This window comes from Mycolicibacterium obuense (assembly GCF_055397605.1).
The window spans coordinates 4,847,431-4,866,450 of sequence record NZ_AP043663.1; the positions used below are offsets into that span (position 1 = coordinate 4,847,431).

General features: G+C 68.8%; 18 protein-coding genes. 8 read left to right on the forward strand and 10 right to left on the reverse strand.

The window, feature by feature from the left end; translation table 11 throughout:
- Positions 1-2: 2 nt before the first annotated feature.
- The 3 genes from hsaC to hsaA are packed head-to-tail and all read right to left on the reverse strand — an operon-like array spanning position 3 to position 2,975.
- Positions 3-902 carry an iron-dependent extradiol dioxygenase HsaC gene (gene hsaC, locus ACZ50N_RS23300; RefSeq protein ID WP_464473871.1) on the reverse strand — a complete coding sequence of 300 codons (900 nt, stop codon included), beginning with the start codon at positions 900-902 and terminating at the stop codon, positions 3-5.
- Positions 903-906: 4 nt separating this feature from the next.
- Entirely contained in the window at positions 907-1,791 is an 885-nt protein-coding gene (gene hsaD / locus ACZ50N_RS23305; RefSeq protein WP_048421869.1) for a 4,5:9,10-diseco-3-hydroxy-5,9,17-trioxoandrosta-1(10),2-diene-4-oate hydrolase, read from the reverse strand.
- Positions 1,791-2,975, reverse strand: coding sequence for a 3-hydroxy-9,10-secoandrosta-1,3,5(10)-triene-9,17-dione monooxygenase oxygenase subunit (hsaA, locus tag ACZ50N_RS23310; RefSeq protein ID WP_046362880.1), 1,185 nt, complete (start codon positions 2,973-2,975; stop codon positions 1,791-1,793). Before hsaA ends, hsaD begins: the two co-directional genes overlap by 1 nt.
- Positions 2,976-3,133: 158 nt before the next feature.
- Between hsaA and ACZ50N_RS23315 the strand changes: the two genes are divergently transcribed.
- Both ACZ50N_RS23315 and ACZ50N_RS23320 read left to right on the forward strand, forming a co-directional pair.
- Positions 3,134-4,189, forward strand: coding sequence for a 2Fe-2S iron-sulfur cluster-binding protein (locus ACZ50N_RS23315; protein WP_464473872.1), 1,056 nt, complete (start codon positions 3,134-3,136; stop codon positions 4,187-4,189).
- A 22-nt stretch (positions 4,190-4,211) separates the two neighbouring features.
- Complete coding sequence (locus ACZ50N_RS23320; RefSeq protein ID WP_464473873.1) at positions 4,212-4,790, forward strand: hypothetical protein; 579 nt, start codon at positions 4,212-4,214, stop codon at positions 4,788-4,790.
- Here ACZ50N_RS23320 and ACZ50N_RS23325 read toward each other — a convergent pair.
- The gene (locus tag ACZ50N_RS23325) at positions 4,787-6,898 is read right to left on the reverse strand and encodes an acyl-CoA dehydrogenase family protein (RefSeq protein ID WP_464473874.1); all 2,112 of its coding nucleotides are present in this window, start codon (positions 6,896-6,898) and stop codon (positions 4,787-4,789) included. The genes ACZ50N_RS23320 and ACZ50N_RS23325 overlap by 4 nt on opposite strands.
- 216 nt (positions 6,899-7,114) lie before the next feature.
- Between ACZ50N_RS23325 and kstR the strand changes: the two genes are divergently transcribed.
- Genes kstR through ACZ50N_RS23340 form a run of 3 tightly spaced genes read left to right on the forward strand, consistent with a single transcriptional unit; the run spans position 7,115 to position 9,460 of the window.
- Entirely contained in the window at positions 7,115-7,810 is a 696-nt protein-coding gene (gene kstR / locus ACZ50N_RS23330) for a cholesterol catabolism transcriptional regulator KstR (RefSeq protein WP_046362876.1), read from the forward strand.
- A gap of 19 nt (positions 7,811-7,829) precedes the next feature.
- Positions 7,830-8,573 carry a trehalose-phosphatase gene (gene otsB / locus ACZ50N_RS23335; RefSeq protein WP_166429251.1) on the forward strand — a complete coding sequence of 248 codons (744 nt, stop codon included), beginning with the start codon at positions 7,830-7,832 and terminating at the stop codon, positions 8,571-8,573.
- Between the two features lie 5 nt (positions 8,574-8,578).
- Complete coding sequence (locus tag ACZ50N_RS23340) at positions 8,579-9,460, forward strand: metal ABC transporter solute-binding protein, Zn/Mn family (RefSeq protein ID WP_464473875.1); 882 nt, start codon at positions 8,579-8,581, stop codon at positions 9,458-9,460.
- A 3-nt stretch (positions 9,461-9,463) separates the two neighbouring features.
- Here the strand turns inward: ACZ50N_RS23340 and ACZ50N_RS23345 are convergent, their stop codons facing one another.
- From ACZ50N_RS23345 to ACZ50N_RS23360, 4 genes are all read right to left on the reverse strand, one after another.
- Positions 9,464-10,564, reverse strand: coding sequence for an Rv3575c family transcriptional regulator (locus ACZ50N_RS23345; protein WP_048421875.1), 1,101 nt, complete (start codon positions 10,562-10,564; stop codon positions 9,464-9,466).
- Positions 10,509-11,387: a metal ABC transporter permease gene (locus tag ACZ50N_RS23350; protein WP_236693825.1), complete on the reverse strand. Its 879-nt coding sequence runs from the start codon at positions 11,385-11,387 to the stop codon at positions 10,509-10,511. Before ACZ50N_RS23350 ends, ACZ50N_RS23345 begins: the two co-directional genes overlap by 56 nt.
- A gap of 62 nt (positions 11,388-11,449) precedes the next feature.
- Positions 11,450-12,235: a metal ABC transporter ATP-binding protein gene (locus ACZ50N_RS23355; protein ID WP_464473876.1), complete on the reverse strand. Its 786-nt coding sequence runs from the start codon at positions 12,233-12,235 to the stop codon at positions 11,450-11,452.
- Complete coding sequence (locus ACZ50N_RS23360; RefSeq protein ID WP_464475697.1) at positions 12,222-13,163, reverse strand: metal ABC transporter solute-binding protein, Zn/Mn family; 942 nt, start codon at positions 13,161-13,163, stop codon at positions 12,222-12,224. The genes ACZ50N_RS23355 and ACZ50N_RS23360 overlap by 14 nt, the downstream gene beginning before the upstream one ends.
- A gap of 141 nt (positions 13,164-13,304) precedes the next feature.
- On the opposite strand from ACZ50N_RS23360, the gene ACZ50N_RS23365 reads away from it, so the two are divergent.
- On the forward strand, positions 13,305-14,453 hold the full coding sequence (locus ACZ50N_RS23365) for a GTP-binding protein (protein ID WP_464473877.1): 1,149 nt from the start codon (positions 13,305-13,307) through the stop codon (positions 14,451-14,453).
- A 36-nt stretch (positions 14,454-14,489) separates the two neighbouring features.
- Positions 14,490-15,254 carry a LamB/YcsF family protein gene (locus ACZ50N_RS23370; RefSeq protein WP_133414526.1) on the forward strand — a complete coding sequence of 255 codons (765 nt, stop codon included), beginning with the start codon at positions 14,490-14,492 and terminating at the stop codon, positions 15,252-15,254.
- Between the two features lie 5 nt (positions 15,255-15,259).
- On the opposite strand, the gene ACZ50N_RS23375 is transcribed toward ACZ50N_RS23370, so the two are convergent.
- Positions 15,260-15,580, reverse strand: coding sequence for an ArsR/SmtB family transcription factor (locus ACZ50N_RS23375; protein WP_048421879.1), 321 nt, complete (start codon positions 15,578-15,580; stop codon positions 15,260-15,262).
- A gap of 104 nt (positions 15,581-15,684) precedes the next feature.
- On the opposite strand from ACZ50N_RS23375, the gene ACZ50N_RS23380 reads away from it, so the two are divergent.
- Positions 15,685-16,881 (forward strand): MFS transporter, encoded by a 1,197-nt coding sequence (locus ACZ50N_RS23380; protein ID WP_133414527.1) that lies wholly within the window; start codon positions 15,685-15,687, stop codon positions 16,879-16,881.
- Here ACZ50N_RS23380 and ACZ50N_RS23385 read toward each other — a convergent pair.
- Entirely contained in the window at positions 16,867-19,020 is a 2,154-nt protein-coding gene (locus tag ACZ50N_RS23385) for a heavy metal translocating P-type ATPase (protein WP_133414528.1), read from the reverse strand. The genes ACZ50N_RS23380 and ACZ50N_RS23385 overlap by 15 nt on opposite strands.

Genomic DNA, 19,020 nt, shown 5'->3' on the forward strand with positions numbered 1-19,020 from the left:
TGCTACTTGAAGCCCACGCTGAAGTCGTGGCCCCACAGCGAGACCGCGGTGCTCTCCCGGGCCACCCAGCTGTGATCGTCGACTTCGAGTCCTTCACAACCGAATTCGATGTCGAACCCGCCCGGTGTCTTCATGTAGAAGGACAGCATCTTGTCGTTGACGTGCCGGCCGAGCGTCGCCGACATCTTGACCTTGCGGCGCAGGGCCCGGTCCAGGCACAGCCCGACGTCGTCGGCGCCCTCCACCTCGACCATCAGATGCACGATGCCGCTGGGGGTTTCGCCGGGCATGAACGCCAGGCTGTGGTGGCGGGGGTTGACCCCGAGGAAGCGTAACCACGCGGGGGCGCCGTCGGCGGGACGGCCGACCAGCTGCGGCGGCAGCTTCATCGAGTCGCGCAGGCTGAAGCCGAGCACGTCGCGGTAGAAATGCAGCGTCTCGACATCGTCGCGGGTGGTGAGCACGACGTGCCCCAGCCCCTGCTCCTCGGTGACGAACTTGTGGCCGTACGGGCTCACCACGCGGCGGTGCTCCAACGCGACCCCGTGGAACACCTCGAGGGTGTTGCCGGACGGATCGTCGAAGGTGATCATCTCGTCGACGCGGCGCTCGGCCAGTTCGCTGGCGGTGCCCTCCTTGTACGGCACCCCCTGCACGTCGAGGCGCTGCCGAACCTCGTGCAGCGCAGCCGCATTCGACGTCTCCCAGCCGGAGACGAGGAGCCGGTCGTGCTCACCGGGGACGATGACCAGCCGGGCGGGGAACTCGTCCATCCGGAGATAGAGCGCGCCCTCGGTGGCGCCGGAGCCCTCCACCATGCCCAACACCTTGAGCCCGTACTCCCGCCACGCGGCGACGTCGGTGCTCTCGATACGCAGGTATCCGAGCGAACGGATCGTCACGACGTCACCCTCCGAGGAAATCGATGGTCAGCTTGTTGAATTCGTCGAACTTCTCCAGCTGCGCCCAGTGCCCGCACTGCCCGAACACGTGCAGCTGCACGCGCGGGATCTGTTTGAGCGCCACCAGCGCACCGTCGAGCGGATTGACCCGATCCTCACGGCCCCAGATCAACAGCACCGGTTGCCGCAGCTTGTACACATCGCGCCACATCATGCCGAGCTCGAAGTCCGCGCCGGCGAACGACTTTCCCATCGCCTTGGTGGCAGCCAGCGACTCGGGGGTGCTGGCGATCTGGAACCGCTCCTCGACCAGCTCCGGTGTGATCAACGACTGATCGAACACCATGATGCGCAGGAACTTCTCGATGTTCTCCCGGGTCGGATCGTTGGCGAAACGGCCCAGCAGCTTGACGCCCTCCGTGGGATCCGGGGCGAACAGGTTGACGCTCAGCCCGCCCGGACCCATCAGCACCAGGCGGCCGGCCCGCTTCGGGTTGTCCAGCGCGAACCGCACCGCGGTACCGCCGCCGAGCGAATTGCCCACCAGCGCAGCGCGTTCGATGCCCAACTGGTCGAACAGACCGAGCAGCGCGGTGGAGCTGTACCGGTTGTACTGCTCGTGCTCGGTGTGCTTGTCGGAGTGCCCGTAGCCGGGCTGATCGACGGCCAACACGTGAAAGTGCTTGGCCAGCACGCCGATGTTGCGGCTGAAGTTCGACCAGCTCGACGCGCCGGGCCCGCCGCCGTGCAGCAGCACCACCGTGGGCGACTCGGGATCACCCGCCTCGTGGTAGTGCAATCGCATGTCGTCACGGACCTGGGCGTACCGCGAGGTCGACTCGAACGTGATCTCCTGCTGCTGAGCAGCTTCGGCGGCGAACGAGGTCACTAGACCATCGTGTCCTGGGGCGGGAGACCGAACGCGTCGTTACCGAAGATCAGGTAGGCACGCTCGGGCTCGTTGGCCGCATGCACTCGGCCGGCGTGCGCGTCCCGCCAGAACCGCTGCACCGGCTGGTCGGAGTTCAGCGCCGTGGCACCGGAAGCCTCGAACAGCAGATCGATCGACTCGATGGCCCGCTTGGTGGCGCGCACCTGGTCGCGGCGAGCCCGGGCGCGCAGCGAGAACGGGATCTCCTGACCGGACTGGAGCAGCTGGTACTCCTCGCCGACGTTGCCGATCAACTGACGCCAGCCGGCGTCGATGTCGCTGGCCGCCTCGGCGATCCGGATCTTGGCGAACGGATCCTCCTTGGACTTCTCGCCGGCGAACGCCGCACGCACTCGCTTGCCCTGATGCTCGACGTGAGCGTCGTACGCGCCGTAGGCCATCCCCATGATCGGCGCGCTGATCGTCGTCGGATGCATGGTGCCCCACGGCATCTTGTAGACCGGCGCAGAGTTGGTCTCGTACCCGCCGGCGGTGCCGTCGTTCATCGACTTGTACGACAGGAACCGGTGCCGCGGGACGAAGACGTCCTTGACGACGACGGTGTTGCTGCCGGTGGCCTTGAGCCCCACCACATTCCACACGTCATCGATGCGGTAATCCGAACGCGGGATCAGGAAACTGCCGAAATCGACGGGCCGGCCATCCTTGATCACCGGGCCGCCCAGGAACGCCCAGGTGGCGTGGTCGCAGCCCGAGGACCACTGCCATGCGCCGCTGACCAGGTAACCACCGTCGACGACGGTGCCCGCCCCCATCGGCGCATACGACGACGAGACCCGGACCGTGGGATCGTCGCCCCACACGTCTTCCTGGGCCTGCTGATCGAACAGCGCAAGATGCCAGTTGTGCACACCGATGATCGAGGACACCCAGCCGGTGGAGCCGCAGGCGCTCGCGATGCGGCGCACGGCCTCGTAGAACTGCGTGGGGTCGCACTGCAGGCCACCCCACTGCTCAGGCTGCAGCAGCTTGAAGAAGCCGACCTCGTCGAGTTCGGCGACGGTGTCGTCGGGCAGGCGGCGGAGTTCTTCGGCGGCCGGGGCACGCTTGGCGATGCGCGGCAGAAGATCGTCGATGCCGGCGAGAACTGACTGCACGTCGCGCTGTTCAATGGACGTCACTGGACAAGCCTTCCCAGGAGTACGGACCTGCACAAAGATTAGAACACGTTACGATTTGTGTCGAGTAGCGGCGTCCTGTGGTGGCTGGACCTGCGGACATGCATTTCTGTAACCTGTTCTAGTTATGACCCTCTGATGACGTGGAGAGAGAGCAGCCTGTGACCGACGAGCCCTTGGGCGCGCACGTGCTCGAGCTGGAGATCGCGAAGGTGATCGACGAGACCGCCGACGCCCGCTCGCTGGTGTTCACTGCGACCGACGAGGTGCCCGCCGACAGACTGCGGTACCGGCCCGGGCAGTTCCTGACCCTGCGGGTGCCCAGCGACCGGACCGGCTCGGTGGCCCGCTGCTACTCGCTGTGCAGCTCGCCGTTCACCGGCGACCCGCTCACCGTCACGGTCAAGCGCACCGCCGACGGATACGCGTCCAACTGGCTCTGCGACAACGCGCACCCCGGTATGCGTGTCCACGTGCTCGCCCCCTCGGGCACCTTCGTGCCCGCCGACCTCGACAGCGACTTCCTGCTCCTGGCCGCAGGCAGCGGCATCACGCCGATGATGGCGATCCTGAAGTCCGCTCTGGCCCAGGGCAGCGGGCAGGTCACCCTCGTCTACGCCAACCGCGACCAGGACTCGGTGATCTTCGCCGCCGCGCTGCGCGAACTCGCCGACGCACACCCTGACCGGCTGACCACGGTGCACTGGCTCGAGTCCGTGCAGGGGCTGCCGAGCACATCCGCGCTGGCAGCGCTGCTCGCCCCCTACCGCGACCGCGAAGCGTTCCTGTGCGGGCCCGGCCCGTTCATGGCGGCCGCGCAGGACGCACTGACCGCGTGCGGCTCGGCGCCCGAACGCGTGCACATCGAGGTGTTCAAGTCACTGGACTCCGATCCGTTCGCCGCGGTCGTGCTCGACGACACCGACGACGGCGACGAAGGCCCCGCGACCGCCGTGGTGACGCTGGACGGCACCACTCACGAACTGACCTGGCCGCGGCGCGCGAAGTTGCTCGACGTGCTGCTCGACAAGGGCCTCGACGCCCCGTTCTCCTGCCGCGAGGGGCACTGCGGCGCCTGCGCGGTGGTCAAGAAGTCCGGTGACATCGAGATGGAGATCAACGATGTGCTCGAACAACAAGACCTCGACGAAGGCCTGATCCTGGCGTGCCAGGCGCATCCGCTCTCGGATTCTGTCGAAGTGACCTATGACGAGTGAGCAGCGCGCTAGGTTCGCCAGAATGAAGCGGCTCGCGGTGATAGGTGCGACGACCCTGGCGATGGCGGCCCTCATCCCCTCGGGCACTGCGGCCGCCGCATCGGACACCAAGACCAGCTCGATCGCCGTCGACCCCGCCACCTCCATCCAGATGCAGGTATCGGCCAACTGCGACTCAGCCCAGGCCCGGTGCTTCTTCACCACCACAGCGAGCCTGCTGACGCCGGGCGGCCCCACCGGCTTCCCCCAGGACACGTGGGCCCGCCAGACCGTGACGCTGCGCAGCTCGGACCGCGACGTCTGGCAGCAGGCGACCTACAGCGCCCCGTCGGGCAACCCTCGCGAACTCAAGGGCGCCAACCACGAGAACGTGCTCTCCAAGATGTACCGCTCGATCAACGACGTCGAGCTGTCCATCACCTACTTCGGCGGCGGGGACATCGCGCGCTTCACCTCGGACGGCGACTCCGTGCCCACGCAGTGGCGGAACGGATTGCCGGCGACGGGCGCCGATTTCATCGCGTGCTCGCAGATCCAGGTGGTCTACGGCGGGGTCAACCTGACCACGCCGACGGCCTGCGCGCAGACCCGCTTCGGCTAACGCGGCAGCCCGAGCAGCCGCTCCCCCGCCATCGTCAGCAGGATCTGCTCGGTACCCCCGGCGATGGTCAGGCATCGCGTGTTCAGGAAGTCGTGCACCTGCTGGTTCTCCACCGCACCGGCACCGTCGGACAGCTCCATGCGGAACTCCGCGAGCGCTTGGCGGTACCGCACCCCGATGAGCTTGCGGGCACTGGCCTGCGGGCCGGGATCCCGGCCACCGACCGCGAGCTGCGCGATGCGCTGATCCAGCAGTGAACCCACCTGGGCGGTACAGATCAGCGCGCCGAGCCGATCCTGTTGCGCATCATCGACATCGGCTTCCGACAGCGCCCGCAGCAGCTCTTCCATCGGGTTGCCCAGCGCGGTGCCCTGGGCCATCGCGACCCGCTCGTTCGCCAGCGTCGTGCGCGCCAGCTTCCAGCCGTCGTCGACCGCACCGACGACCATCTCGTCGGGCACGAAGACGTCGTCGAAGAACACCTCGTTGAACAGCTCGTCACCGGTGATCTCGCGCAGCGGCCGGATCACGATGCCGGGACTGGTCATGTCGATCAGGAAGTAGGTGATGCCCTTGTGTTTCGGGGCGTCCGGGTCGGTACGCGCCAACGCCACACCCCAATGCGCCTTCTGTGCCGCCGACGTCCACACCTTCTGCCCGGTGAGCTTCCAACCACCCCCTGCGCGAACAGCTTTCGTCCGCAGCGCCGCCAGATCGGACCCGGCGCCCGGCTCGCTGAACAGCTGACACCACTGCAGCTCGCCGCGCAGCGTCGGCGGGACGAACTGCTCGACCTGCGCGGCGCTGCCGTGCTCCAGGATCGTCGGGACCGTCCACCAGCCGATCACCAGATCCGGGCGGGTGACCCCGGCCGCCGCGAGCTCCTGGTCGATGAGCAGCTGCTCGGCCGGGCCCGCGTCGCGGCCGTGCGGTCGCGGCCAGTGCGGCGCCAGCAGGCCCGTCTCGGCCATCACGACCTGCCGACGGTCCTGCGGAGCGGCGGCCACCTCGGCCACCGCCGAGGCGATCTCGGGTCGCAGATCCGCGACCGAGGCGAGATCGATGTGCAGATCGCGGCGCACCCCCTGCTGCGTCAGCGCGGCCACCCGGCGCAGCCAGTGCGACCGCCCGCCCAGGAACTGCCCGATGCCGTAGGCGCGGCGCAGATACAGGTGCGCGTCGTGCTCCCAGGTGATGCCGATACCGCCCAGCACCTGGATGCAGTCCTTGGCGTTGGCTGTGGCCGCGTCGATCCCCACCGACGCGGCCAAGGCCGCGGCGATCGACAACTGCTGGTCATCGGACTCGCCCGCAGCGCGCGCCGCATCCGCCGCGGCCACCGACGCCTGTTCACTGCGCAGCAGCATCTCGGCGCACATGTGCTTGATCGCCTGGAAGCTGCCGATCGGCTTGCCGAACTGTTCGCGGACCTTGGCGTACTCGGTCGCCGTCGTCAGCAGCCAGCGGGCCACCCCCGCGGCCTCGGCCGCCGCCACCGTCGCCGCGAGGTCCACCACGCGTTGAGCCGGCACGTCCAGCGTCGTCGCTGGCGCACCGTCGACAGTCACCCGGGCCAGCGGGCGCGAGAAGTCGGTGGCCTTGCGGCGTTCGACCACGACCCCGTCGGCCGTCGCGTCGACCAGCACCCACGTGTCCCCGGCCGGCAGCAGCAGCACCCCGTCGGCGGTCGCACCGAGCACCGTCGCGGCGATCCCCGACACCCTCTCCCCGGTGAGCGTCAGCTCGGCGCGCAGCGCGAGACCGGCCGTCCGCTGCCCCGAGGCCAGGGCTTCCACCAGATCGCCCTGGGCGCCGTCGAGCACCAGCGTGGCCAGCGCCGTGGTGGCCACCGGACCGGGGATCAGACCGGCCGCCGCCTCCTCGAGCATCGCGCACAGATCGGCGACCGTGCCGTCGGCGCCGCCGAGCTCCTCGGGCAGCGCGACGCCGAAAATGCCCAACGCGGCCAGCGCGTCGAACGGGGCGCGCCACGCATCGGGGGCGCCCTGCTCGACGTCGCGCACAGCCTCGAGCGACGTGGAGCCCGCCGCCCAATCGCGGACCAGCTCGCGTGCGGCGGACTGCTCGTCGCTGATGGTTGCCGGCACCGTGACTCCTAGGCTTTGGGTGAGAACCCCATGCTTCCCACTAGAACGTGTTCTAATAGTGCCAGTGTTCGAACGTCAAGTCGAACGCCATCGCAGCAGACCAGATCGTTGGTGACGCGCAGAGGGTGGCGAGAAAGTCGCGACCGGAATGCGTATCGTTTTCCTTCGGTTGCATACCCATGCATCTGCCGCAGCGCACCGAAGGAGCCACACCGCATGTCCGGGTCGTCTCAGTCCGCAACAGGGTCGTCGGCGCGCACCGACGGCGCGGGAGCGGACGCCCGCCCCCGGCAGGTGATGAACGTCGCGGTGCTGGCGGAATCGGAACTCGGCTCCGAAGCACAGCGGGAACGCCGCAAGCGCATCCTCGACGCGACGCTGGCGATCGCGTCGAAGGGCGGTTACGAGGCCGTCCAGATGCGGGCGGTGGCCGAACGCGCCGACGTCGCGGTCGGCACCCTGTACCGCTACTTCCCGTCGAAGGTCCACCTGCTGGTCTCCGCACTGGGCCGCGAATTCGAACGCATCGACGCCAAGACCGACCGTTCTGTGCTGGCCGCCGGCGCGACGCCGTATCAGCGGCTCAACATCATGGTCGGCAAGCTCAACCGCGCCATGCAGCGCAATCCCCTGCTCACCGAAGCGATGACGCGCGCGTTCGTGTTCGCCGACGCGTCGGCCGCCGGCGAAGTCGACTATGTGGGCAAGCTGATGGACTCGATGTTCGCCCGGGCGATGAGCGAGGGTGAACCGACCGAGGATCAGTACCACATCGCCCGCGTGATCTCCGATGTGTGGCTGTCGAATCTGCTGGCCTGGCTCACCCGCCGCGCCTCGGCCACCGACGTGAGCAAGCGGCTGGACCTCGCGATGCGACTGCTCATCGGCGACGGCGAACAACCCAAGATCTGACCCGCCTAGGATCGGAGGCGTGCTGCCGCCGGAGCTGTCTGCCGCCCTCGCCGCCGTCGCGCAGGTCCCGCGGCTGCTCGTCACCTCGGACTTCGACGGCACGCTGTCGCCGATCGTGTCGAATCCCGCCGACGCCCGTCCGCTGCCCGCCGCCGGCAATGCGCTGCTCGCGCTCGCCGAGCTCCCCGACACCGAGGTCGCGCTGATCTCCGGCCGCGCCCTGCGTGACCTGCGCACGTTGTCCTCGATGCCCGCGACCGTGCACCTCGTCGGCAGCCACGGCGCAGAGTTCGACTCCGGCTTCGCCCACGACATCGACACCGACCTGCTGGCCCGCATCACCGAGACGCTTTCGGAGATCGCCGCGGACAAGCCGGGGGTGACCGTCGAGACCAAACCGGCGAGCGTCGCACTGCACGTCCGCAATGCGTCGACCGCCGACGGCGAGGCGGCGCTCGCCGCGGCGTGGGACGCCGCCTCGGACTGGGACGCCCACGCCACGACCGGCAAGGCGGTGCTGGAGTTCGCGGTCATCTCCACCGACAAGGGTGAGGCGCTGGACATCCTGCGCGCCGAGCACCGCGCCGGCGCCGTGGTGTTCTTCGGCGACGACGTGACCGACGAGAAAGCGTTCCGCCGACTGGGCGACGCCGATGTGGGGGTCAAGGTCGGGCCCGGTGACACTGCCGCGGCGTACCGGGTCGATGCGCCCGAGGGCGTGGCCGCCGCGCTGGCACACCTGCTGTCGACGCGCGGGGGCTGACGACAGTGCGCTTCTCCGTTCCCCTGGTCACCGCGCTGCTGGTGAGCACCCTGTGCGGGTGCTCGCAGACCCCGCCGAACGCCGAACACGGCACCGCCAACGTGGTCGCCTCCACCGGGGCATGGGCCAGTGTCGCCGCGGCCGTCGTCGGGCAGCACGCAACGGTGCGCTCGCTGATGCCGGCCGACGCCGACCCGCGAGCATTCACTCCCGGCACCGCCGCCGTCTCCGAGGTCGCCGACGCGTCGCTGGTCGTCTACAACGGCGGCCGGTACGACCAGTGGATCGCCCCGATCCTGAAAGACGCACCTGACATCCCCCGCATCGATGCGTTGTCGCTGACGCCACTGCAGCCGCCGGCCGACGACCACGTCTTCTACGACGTGCTGACGGCCAAGGCGGTGGCCGACCGCATCGCCGAGACCCTCGGGGAGTCCGATGCCGAACACGCTGCGGACTACACGGCGGCAGCACAGCAATTCGACGAGGACCTCGACACGCTCACCTTGGCCCAGCACGCGATCGGCCAGGCCCACCCCGGCGCGTCGGTGATCTCGATCGCGCCCGTCGCGACCTACGCAGTGCGCAACGCCGGCATCGCCGACAAGACGCCGCCCGCGTTCGCCGACGCGCTGGAGCAGGGCCGCACACCCACCCCCGCCGACGTCGCCGCGGTGCGCGACTCGATCACTGCCCGCCGCGTCTCGGCGCTCGTCGTCGACGATCAGGCCACGGGCGGGGGGCTCGACACGATCACCGCGGCCGCTCGCGGGGTCGCCCTGCCGATCATCTCGATCAGCTCCACGCTCCCCGACGGGATGAGCTATCTGCAGTGGCAGCGCGCGACCGTCGATCGCATCGCCGCGGCGCTCAGCACTCCGAGCTGACGGCTACGCGGGCGGACCGGAGGTGCGGCCCCGCACCAACTCGGTGTCGAGAACCTCGACCACCGACAACCCCGACCGCGGCGGATTGTGCAGCAATTGTCCTGCGCGGCGGCCCTTTTCGACACTCGGCTGGCGCACCGTGGTCAGCCCGCGCGACAACGCCTCGGGCACTCCGTCGAACCCTGTCACCGTCATCTGACCGGGCACGTACACCCCGCGGGCGCGCAGCCGATCCATCGCGGACAGCGCCAGCACGTCGGCGGTGCACATCAGCGCGGTGATTCGCGGATTCGCCTCCAGCGCGACGTCCGCGCCGACTCCGCCGGAGGTCGGCAGATGCTCGTAGCTCTCCACGACGGTCAGCGCATCGGGATTCAGGCCCGCCTCGGTCAACGCGTCGGACACTCCGAGGATGCGTTCACTCTGTACGTGGAACTGCGGGTTTCTCACCCGGTCAGGATCGGCCAGCGCCGGACCGCGACCGCTGTGCGGCCAGTCCCGACCCAGCCGCATGGTGAGCAAGCCGATCTCGCGGTGGCCGAGTTCGAGCACGTACTCGGTGAGCCGCCGCATGGCCGCGCGGTCATCGATGCACACGATCGACGCACCGGGTACATCCCGGGGTTGGTCGACGACCACCACGGGCAGATGGCGCTGCAGGACCAACGGCAGGTACGGGTCGTCATCCGAGGCCGAGTAGACGACGAAACCGTCGACCCCCGCGGCCAGCACCGCTGCCGAGCCCTCGCTCACACTGCGGTTGGGCCCGACCGCCACCAGAAGCAGGCCCTGCCCCGCCGCCTCGCACGACTCGGCGAGGCCGGCGACGAAATCCAGGGCCGCGGGATCGGAGAAGGAGTAGTTCAGCGGCTCGGTGATCATCAGCCCGACCGCTCCGGCTTTGCGCGTCCGCAGCGATCGGGCCACCGGATCGGGTCCGGGATATCCCAGTTGCTTGGCGGTGGAGAGCACCCGCTCCCGCAATTCGGCCGACAGCTGATCCGGCCGGTTGTAGGCATTGGAGACGGTGGTCCGCGAGACCTTCAGTTCAGCGGCGAGTGAGGCCAGGGTCGCGCGCCGTCTCGGCGTCGGACTTCTGGACATGTTCCGAGAGGTTAGTGGACTGTGAGCGATCCGCAGCAGACATCTGATTCCGGCGCGGCAGACGGTGAAGAGTCCAGGTCACCAACCAGATGCCACAGGCGATCGAGACGACCACGAAGCTCGGCGGGAGGTTGAACATCGCCGAAACGGCCAGGCCGACCCACACCGACAGCAGACCGATGGCCGCCGAGACCGCCATCGCGAGCACCGGCCGGGCGGTCAGAGTGAGGGCGGTCGCCGCGGGCGTGACCACCAGCGCGAAGAGCAGCAGCGTGCCCACCGCCTGCACGGCCATGGTGACGGTGATCCCGAGCAGCACCATGAACACGATCGACAGGCTCCGCACCGGCACGCCCCTGGCCTCGGCCACCTGACTGTTGACCGAGGTGAACAGCAGCGGGCGATAGATGAACGCGATGCTCGCGCCCAACACCACCAAAAGGGCCAGGAACCCGGCCAGTTGCTCCGCGGTGATCGCCAACAGGTTCCCGAAGAGCACGTTCGTCAGCGTCGACGAATTCCGGGTGGCCAACGAATTGAAGAGCAGACCGAGCCCGGTGGCGAACGCGAGCACGGTGCCCGTGGCCACGTCGCGATCGGAGGCTCGTTTGCCGAGCGCCCCGATCACCAGCGCACCCCCCACGCAAAACACCCCGAGACCGACCGCGGCGGGCACTCCCAGCAGCACGGCCCCCGTGGCCCCTGGCAACCCGATGTGGGCCAGAGCGTGAGCGGCGAACGACGAGTTGCGGACCACGATGAAATAGCCCATCAGGCCGGCGGCCAGCGCCACGATGGTGCCGCCCAGCCAGGCGTTGCGCATGAACGACGAGCTGAGGATGTCCACCCAGTTGTGCTGGTAACCCACCGCCAGGACGGTCTGTCTCATTCCGAACTCCGCATGTAGAGGTCACCCTGCAGGGTGTGCGCGACCTTGATCGGGGTGCCGTACATGTGGGTGAGCAGATCGGCCTCCACCACCTGGTCGATCGCTGCGTGGTGGGCGTGACCGTCGAGCAGGTAGATCGCACTGTCCAGCGTCGCCAGCAGCGGGTTCAGGTCGTGGGCGACGACGATGACCGTCACCCCGAGCTCCCGCCGCAGGCGCGCCAGCAGCTCGACGATCTCGTGCTGGTTGCGCAGATCCAACGACGCCAGCGGTTCGTCGAGGATGAGCATCCGCGGCGCGGAGACCAACGCGCCGGCGAGCGCGATGCGTTGCCGCTGCCCGCCTGACAGCTCGGAGAGCCGCCTGTTCCCGAACGATGTCGCCTCCACCTGGCGCAGCGCGTCGTCGACGCGTCGACGGTCCTGCGCGGTCGGCCGAGCGAAGCCCCAGCGGTGCCCGGTCAGGCCGAGCAGCACCGCATCGCGTGCGCGAATGGCTTCGGTGGCGTTGACGTCGTAATCCTGGGGCACGTACCCGATCAGGTCGTTGCGCGCGCCCGGTTGCCCACCGAAGATCCGGACGGTGCCCGTGGCGGCGGGCACCAGCCCGAGGATCACGTTGAGCAGGGTGGTCTTGCCGGCGCCATTGGCACCGATGACGGCGACGAACCGGCCGGCGTCGACCTGCAACGTCGACTGCGACCAGATCGTGCGCCCACCGCGGACCACGCTGACATCGGTGAACGACAGCGCCGGGTCGGCTACCGCGTCATTCGCGGACACCGAGCGCCTTGGCCAGCGAGGTCAGCTGTTCGACCTGCCACGTCTGGAAGGATTCGGTGTTCGGCGGAACGGTCTCCGTGACGTCGACGACCGGGACCCCTGCCTGTTCGGCGGCCGCACGGATCTGTTCGACCACCGAACCCTCGGTCTGGGTGTTGTAGATCAGCACATCCACTTTCCGGTCGCCGAGCAGCCGCAGGAACGCGTCGAGATCGGCCGGGGCGGGCTCACTCTCGTTCGCCGAGGCGAGCCGGTAGCCCTCGGGCGTCCGATTCTCCAGTCCCAGTGCCGCCGCCATGTCGTCGAACACACTCTCGGTGGCAGCGTAGCTCTTGCCGGCGGCGCCGGCTTTGATCGCGGCGATCTCGTTGTCGTAGGGCTTCATGACGTTGGTGAAGCCCGTGTACCGCTCGTCGAAGTACGCCGAAGCGCCGGGTGAGAGCTTCTTGAGCTCTGCGGTGACTGCCTTGGCGACCTCTCCGACGACGGCCGGGCTGTACCAGACGTGCGGGTTGCCCTCCTCGACATGATCAGCACCGTGATCGCCCCCGGCCTCGGCATGATCATCACCGCCGTGATCGCCGCCCCCGCTGAGGTCCACGGCGTTGATGACGGGTGCGTCCGGGTCCGACGAGGCGGCGAGTTTGGCGGCCCATTCGTCGTAGTGCCCGCCGTTGAGCACCACCAGTTGCGCGCCGTCGAAGAGGGTGGCGTCCGACGGCGCGGGCTCGTAGTCGTGGGGGTCGACCGACGATCCGGCGAGCACCGTGGTGACGGTGGCGCAGGCACCACCGAGCTGTGAGACGACGTCACCCCACTGGTCGACGCTGACGACGACCTTGATCGGTGCGGTGGGGCAGGTACCTCCCGCAGCAGAGGCGGTGGTCGAGGATGCAGCGGATTCACTGCTGCTCCCGCAGGCGGCCAGGGCGATCGGCGAGGCAAGGGCAATCGCGGCGGCGGCCAGGCGGGCCGTCAAGTTCGGAGTCGTCACGCGGTAACGATAACCGTTTCCATTAACCTCTGCCCAATCGGCGCGGTGCTTATTGGAAATGATTATCATTAAGGAGTGACCTCTTCCCCCTCCGCCACCCTGCCCGTCACGGTCCTCTCCGGCTTCCTGGGCGCCGGCAAGACCACCGTGCTCAACCACATCCTCGCCAACCGGGACGGCAAGCGCGTCGCGGTGATCGTCAACGACATGAGCGAGATCAACATCGACGCGGCACTGATCGCGGGGCAGGGCCACCTCGACCGCACCGAGGAGAAGCTCGTCGAGCTCACCAACGGCTGCATCTGCTGCACACTGCGCGAAGACCTGATCGAAGCGGTCGGCGCGCTGGCCCGTCAGCGCAAGTTCGACCACCTGGTCATCGAATCCACCGGAATCTCCGAGCCGATGCCGGTCGCCGCGACCTTCAGCTGGGAGTTCGACGACGGCTCGAGCCTCGGGCAACTCGCACGCCTCGACACTCTCGTCACGGTCGTCGACGTGTCGACCTTCCTCCTCGAGATCGCCAGGGGCGAAGCGTTGGCCGACCGGGCCATGAGCGCCGGTGACGGCGACGCGCGCAGCATCTCCGACCTACTCGTCGACCAGGTGGAGTTCGCGGACGTGATCCTGCTGAACAAGACCGACCTGGTCAGCGCCGCCACGCTCCGCACCGTCGAGACCCTGGTGACGCGGCTCAACCCCCGGGCCAAGCTGATCCACACCGATCACGGCATCGTGGACACCTGCGAAGTACTCGACACCGGGCTGTTCGATCCAATCCTCGCCGCCGAGGCGCCCGGCTGGGACGAGGAGATCGCCGACGGTCACACACCGGAGACCGAGGAGTACGGCATCAGCTCGATGACCTTCCGGTCCGACCGGCCGTTCCACCCCCAGCGGTTGGCCGAGTCGTTGGGAAAGCTGACGCGCATCGTGCGTAGCAAGGGATTCTGCTGGATCGCCACCCGACCGACCATCGCCGCGATCTGGTCCCAGGCGGGGCCGAATCTGGTCATCGAGCCGGCCCAGTACTGGTCGTCGACCGACATCGCGCCCGGCCAGGAGGTGGTGTTCATCGGAGTCAGGCTCGACCGAGAGTCGGTGCAGCGGCTGCTGACCGAGGCCCTGCTGACCGACGAGGAGTTCGCGGCGGGCCAGAACCACTGGCTGACGTTCGCCGATCCCCTTCCGGCGTGGGGCGTCACGCACAACCATTCACACTGAGCCGGCGACGGTCCCGTGCGCGGTTACGCTGACTGCATGGCCACCCGGACGGTCGACCTCAACGCCGATCTCGGCGAGAGCTTCGGGGTGTGGCAGCTCGGTGACGACGACGCGATGCTCGGCATCGTCACCAGCGCGAACGTCGCGTGCGGTTTCCACGCCGGCGATGCGGCCACCCTGGCCCGGACGTGCCGGCTGGCCGCCGAGCGCGGCGTGCAGATAGGTGCCCAGGTGAGCTACCGCGATCTGGCCGGCTTCGGCCGCCGCTTCATCGACATGCCTCCCGAGGATCTGACGGCCGACGTGATCTATCAGATCGGTGCGCTCAGTGCACTCGCCGCTGCCGCCGGCTCGACCGTGTCGTACGTCAAACCTCATGGTGCCCTGTACAACTCGGTGGTCAGCCATCGAGATCAGGCGCGTGCGGTGATCGCGGCAGTGCACACCGTGAACCCTGCGCTGCCCGTGCTGGGACTCGCCGGCTCGGTGCTGTTCACCGAAGCCGAGCAACTGGGTGTGCGCACGGTGCCCGAGGCGTTCGCCGACCGCGCCTACCGGCCGGACGGAGCGCTGGTGTCGCGGCGCGAGCGCAACGCGGTGCTGCATGATCCGGACGAGATCGCCGAGCGGGTGATCTCGATGGTGACCCGGGGACGGGTCGACGCTGTCGACGGGTCGACGATCCCGATCTCGGTGAAATCAGTGTGCGTGCACGGTGATTCGCCAGGCGCAGTGCAGATCGCCACCGCGGTGCGCGGGCGCCTGGAGGCCGAGGGTGTGGCGCTGAACGCGTTCAGCTGACCGGTTCAGCCGACCGGGACGCCGGCGGCCCGATTGGCACCGTTCACGACGCTGCCCAGCAGGCCGGGTAGCGCGGCCTCGACCTCGTCGACCCTGAGCCGCTGGTAGGTCAGACCGTCGACGATCAGCCGCTCGGTCAACCCGGCTTCACGCAGGATCTTGAAGTGGTGGGTCGCCGTGGACTTGTTGATGCCGTCGTAGAGAGCGCCACACTGCAGCGATGTGCCCGCGTTGTGCAGGCGCCGCACGATCTCCAGACGAACCGGATCGTGCAGGGCAGCCAGCACCTGCTGGACTGGCGCCACCGGGTGCGCGTCGTCGGCCATGGAGTGTCCTTCACCACGCTGAGTTTGATGATCGTCGAACCCAGCGTACGCTCGAGCAGGTTCGATGTCCGTCGTACTGTACTCGACGCGGAAGGGTTCTCCAGATGGTGGCGATCGACCGTCCGATCACCGAAACCCAGCGCTGGGCGTATCCGCTGCTGCTGGTACTCAGCGGAGTGGCGCTCGGCGTCTCCGGCGTTCCCGCCCCGCTCTACGGCATCTACGAGTCGACCTGGCACCTGTCCCCGCTGGCCACCACGATCGTGTTCGCCGTCTACGCGGTCGCCGCCCTCGGCGCGGTGCTGGTGTCCGGGCGCATCTCCGACGTGGTGGGCCGCAAGCCGGTGCTCGTCGGCGCCCTGATCGCGCTGATCGTCGGGCTGGGCGTTTTCCTCATCGCCGACACCATGCCCCTGCTCCTGCTCGCCCGGGCCATCCACGGCGCTGCCGTCGGCTCGATCGTCGTCGCGGGAGCAGCCGCACTGCTGGACCTGCGCCCCGACCACGGCGTGCGCAGCGGGCAGCTGTCCGGGGTCAGCTTCAACGTCGGCATGACCGTGGCGATCCTCGGCTCCGCACTGCTCGCCCAGTACGCGCCGCATCCTCTGCGCACCCCCTACGCGGTGGTCGCAGTGGTGTGCCTGATCGTCGGAGTGGGCGTGCTGGCCCTGCGCGAACCGCACACCGCCCGCAGCGCCGGTCCGATTCGGATTGCCAAGCCCGCTGTACCGGAGGAGATCCGAGGCGACTTCTGGTTCTCCGCGATGGGCGCGATGGCGTCCTGGTCGGTGCTGGGCGTGCTGCTGTCGCTGTACCCGTCGCTGGCCGCGCGCCAGACCCACATCGACAACCTGGTGTTCGGTGGCGCGGTCGTCGGCAGCACGGCCTTCGCCGCGGCCCTGGCTCAACTCGCCGCGACACGGCTGCCGGCCAGGTACTCGGCGATCATCGGAGACATCGGGATGGCGGTGTCGCTGCTGCTGACGATCCCGGTACTGCTGACCCATCAGCCGCAGCTGGTGTTCGTGGCCGCGGCGCTGCTCGGCGCCACCTTCGGGCTCGGCTTCGGCGGATCACTGCGTCACCTATCCGACGTCGTGCCCGCGGGCCGGCGCGGCGAGACCATGTCGGCGTTCTATCTGGCGGCCTACACCGCCATGGCCGTGCCCACACTGGTCGCCGGCTGGGCCGCCACCGAGTGGGATCTGGCCGCAGTGTTCCCGTGGTTCGCCGGCGCAGTCGCGGCCGCCTGCCTGGCGGCTGCGGTCGCCGGTCTGCGCCAGCAGTCAGCGCGCCGCTGACTCCTCGCCCAACTGGTAGCGGATGAGCCGGGAACTGTTGGCGACCACCGCAACCGACGAGGCATTGTGCAGGACCGCGGCGAGCACAGGCGACAGCGCCCCACCGGCGCCGATCACCAGACCGAGCGCGTTGACCGCGATCGACATCGCGTAGTTCTGCCGGATCACGTCGACAGCGCGGCCGCCGAGATCGCGGACGTCCAGCAGCCGCGTCAGGTCGTCGCTCGACAGCGCCACATCGGCCGTCTCCACCGCGACGTCCGTGCCGCCGAGCCCCATCGCGATGCCGATGTCGGCCTCGGCGAGGGCAGGAGCATCGTTGACACCGTCCCCCACCATCGCGACGGTGTGCCCTTCGTCTCGGAGCTGACGCACCATCGCGAGCTTGTCGTCGGGCAGGACCTCCGCCTGCCACTCGGTGATGCCGAGCTGTTCGGCCACCACGGCTGCCGTATCCGGATGATCCCCGGTGAGCATGACGATGCGGCGAACTCCGTTGGCGCGCAATCGTGTCAGGACTCTATGAGCCTCCGGGCGGATCTCGTCGCGCAGGCTGATCAGGCCGACGAGCCGACCATCCACGGCGAGGAGCAGGGGGGTCTCCGCCTGACGGCGCAAGGTGTCGACCCACTCGGTCGCCTTCTTCGTCACCCGCACCTTCTCCTGGCGCAGTAGCGACGGGCTGCCCAGCAGCAGAGTCCGCCCGTCGGCGCGCATCCGCATGCCGAGGCCGACCAGCACCTCACACTCCTCGTGCGGCGGGATCTCGATGTGACGTTCCTGAGTGGACCGGATCACCGCCTCGGCCAGAGGATGCCGCGCATGGATCTCAGAACTGGCTGCGTAGGCCAGCACCTGCTCGGGCTCCCAGTCCTTGTGAAATGCAACGAGATTGGTGACGACCGGGCGGCCGACGGTCAGCGTCCCGGTCTTGTCGAAGACAACGGCGTCGACTCGACCCGCCTCCTCGAGGTGTGACCCGCCCTTGATCAGGATGCCGCGCCGGGCGCCGTTGCCGATCGCGGCGCTGATCGCCGTCGGGGTCGACAGGCCCACCGCGCACGGGCAGGCGACGAGCAGCATCGTCATCGCCCGCCGCACATCGCGGGTCAGTACAAGGGTGGCCGCGGACAGCAGGAACGAGGCCGGCACGAAACGGCGGGAAAAGCTCTCCCCGACGGTCTGGATGGGGGCACGGTGGTGCTGCGCTTCTTCGACCCTCGCGATGATGCGGCCGATCGTCGTCTCGGCTCCGACAGCCTCAGCGCGGACCACCAGCCGCCCGCGCACCACCACCGAACCCGCGTACACCCGCGCGCCCGGGGACACCGCCACCGGAAGGTTCTCCCCGGTGATGGCCGATTGGTCCACGATCGCCTCACCGTCGACCGCGACACCATCGACGGGCAGCGCGACCTGATCGTGGATCACCACCTCGTCACCGACTCGCAACTCCGCAGTGGCCATCTCCACTTCGACACCGTCGGCCATCCGCACCCACACGGTGTCCTGGTTGCCCTGCAGCAACCTCGTGATCGCCCGCCGGGTTCGCCGCAGTGTCAGATCCTGGAGGTACTCACCGATGTTCAGCAGCCAGAGAACCGTCAGCGCGACGACGTTCTCCCGCAACACCAGACTCGCGACCGTCGCCGCGCTCACCAACACGTCGGTGCCCGCGGAGCGACCGCCCCGCAGTGTGCGCAGCGCGCCCCGTAGGAACGGGTAGCCGGTGAAGATCGTGACTCCGGAGGCCACCAGCCGGCTACTCGGTCCGAGCAGCGGCGGACGCGCGAACACGTAGCGCCGAATCCCGAGTAGCGCCAACGCGACTCCGCCCACGGTCATCCGCAGCACGTCGGCGTTGGCGACGTCGGCCGAGTGGGGCGCCCGGGCCGGCACGAGATCGCGAGACACGGCCGCCGCCGACTCGATCGCCTCGAGAACAGCGGCGCGTTCGCACCGCTTCGGGGAGTACCACACGACCACCGATGAAGTCCGCGGATAGGCATGCACCGCACGGACACCGGCTATCCGCTCGACGGCATCCTCGATCGCCACCGCGCGGCAGGCATCGTGGCGGAACCACGGCACGTGCAGCCGCAGCCGCCCCGCCGCGTCGGAGACGACGGTGGGCGCCAC

What these genes read in the sequence shown, in the direction of transcription:
- ACZ50N_RS23320 (WP_464473873.1), top strand. Translation starts at nt 4,212, where the DNA reads ATGAAGCGGCTCGCGGTGATAGGTGCGACGACCCTGGCGATGGCGGCC.
- kstR (WP_046362876.1), top strand. Translation starts at nt 7,115, where the DNA reads ATGTCCGGGTCGTCTCAGTCCGCAACAGGGTCGTCGGCGCGCACCGAC.
- ACZ50N_RS23345 (WP_048421875.1), bottom strand. Translation starts at nt 10,564, where the DNA reads ATGTCCAGAAGTCCGACGCCGAGACGGCGCGCGACCCTGGCCTCACTC.
- ACZ50N_RS23350 (WP_236693825.1), bottom strand. Translation starts at nt 11,387, where the DNA reads ATGCGCAACGCCTGGCTGGGCGGCACCATCGTGGCGCTGGCCGCCGGC.
- ACZ50N_RS23370 (WP_133414526.1), top strand. Translation starts at nt 14,490, where the DNA reads ATGGCCACCCGGACGGTCGACCTCAACGCCGATCTCGGCGAGAGCTTC.
- ACZ50N_RS23375 (WP_048421879.1), bottom strand. Translation starts at nt 15,580, where the DNA reads ATGGCCGACGACGCGCACCCGGTGGCGCCAGTCCAGCAGGTGCTGGCT.
- ACZ50N_RS23380 (WP_133414527.1), top strand. Translation starts at nt 15,685, where the DNA reads ATGGTGGCGATCGACCGTCCGATCACCGAAACCCAGCGCTGGGCGTAT.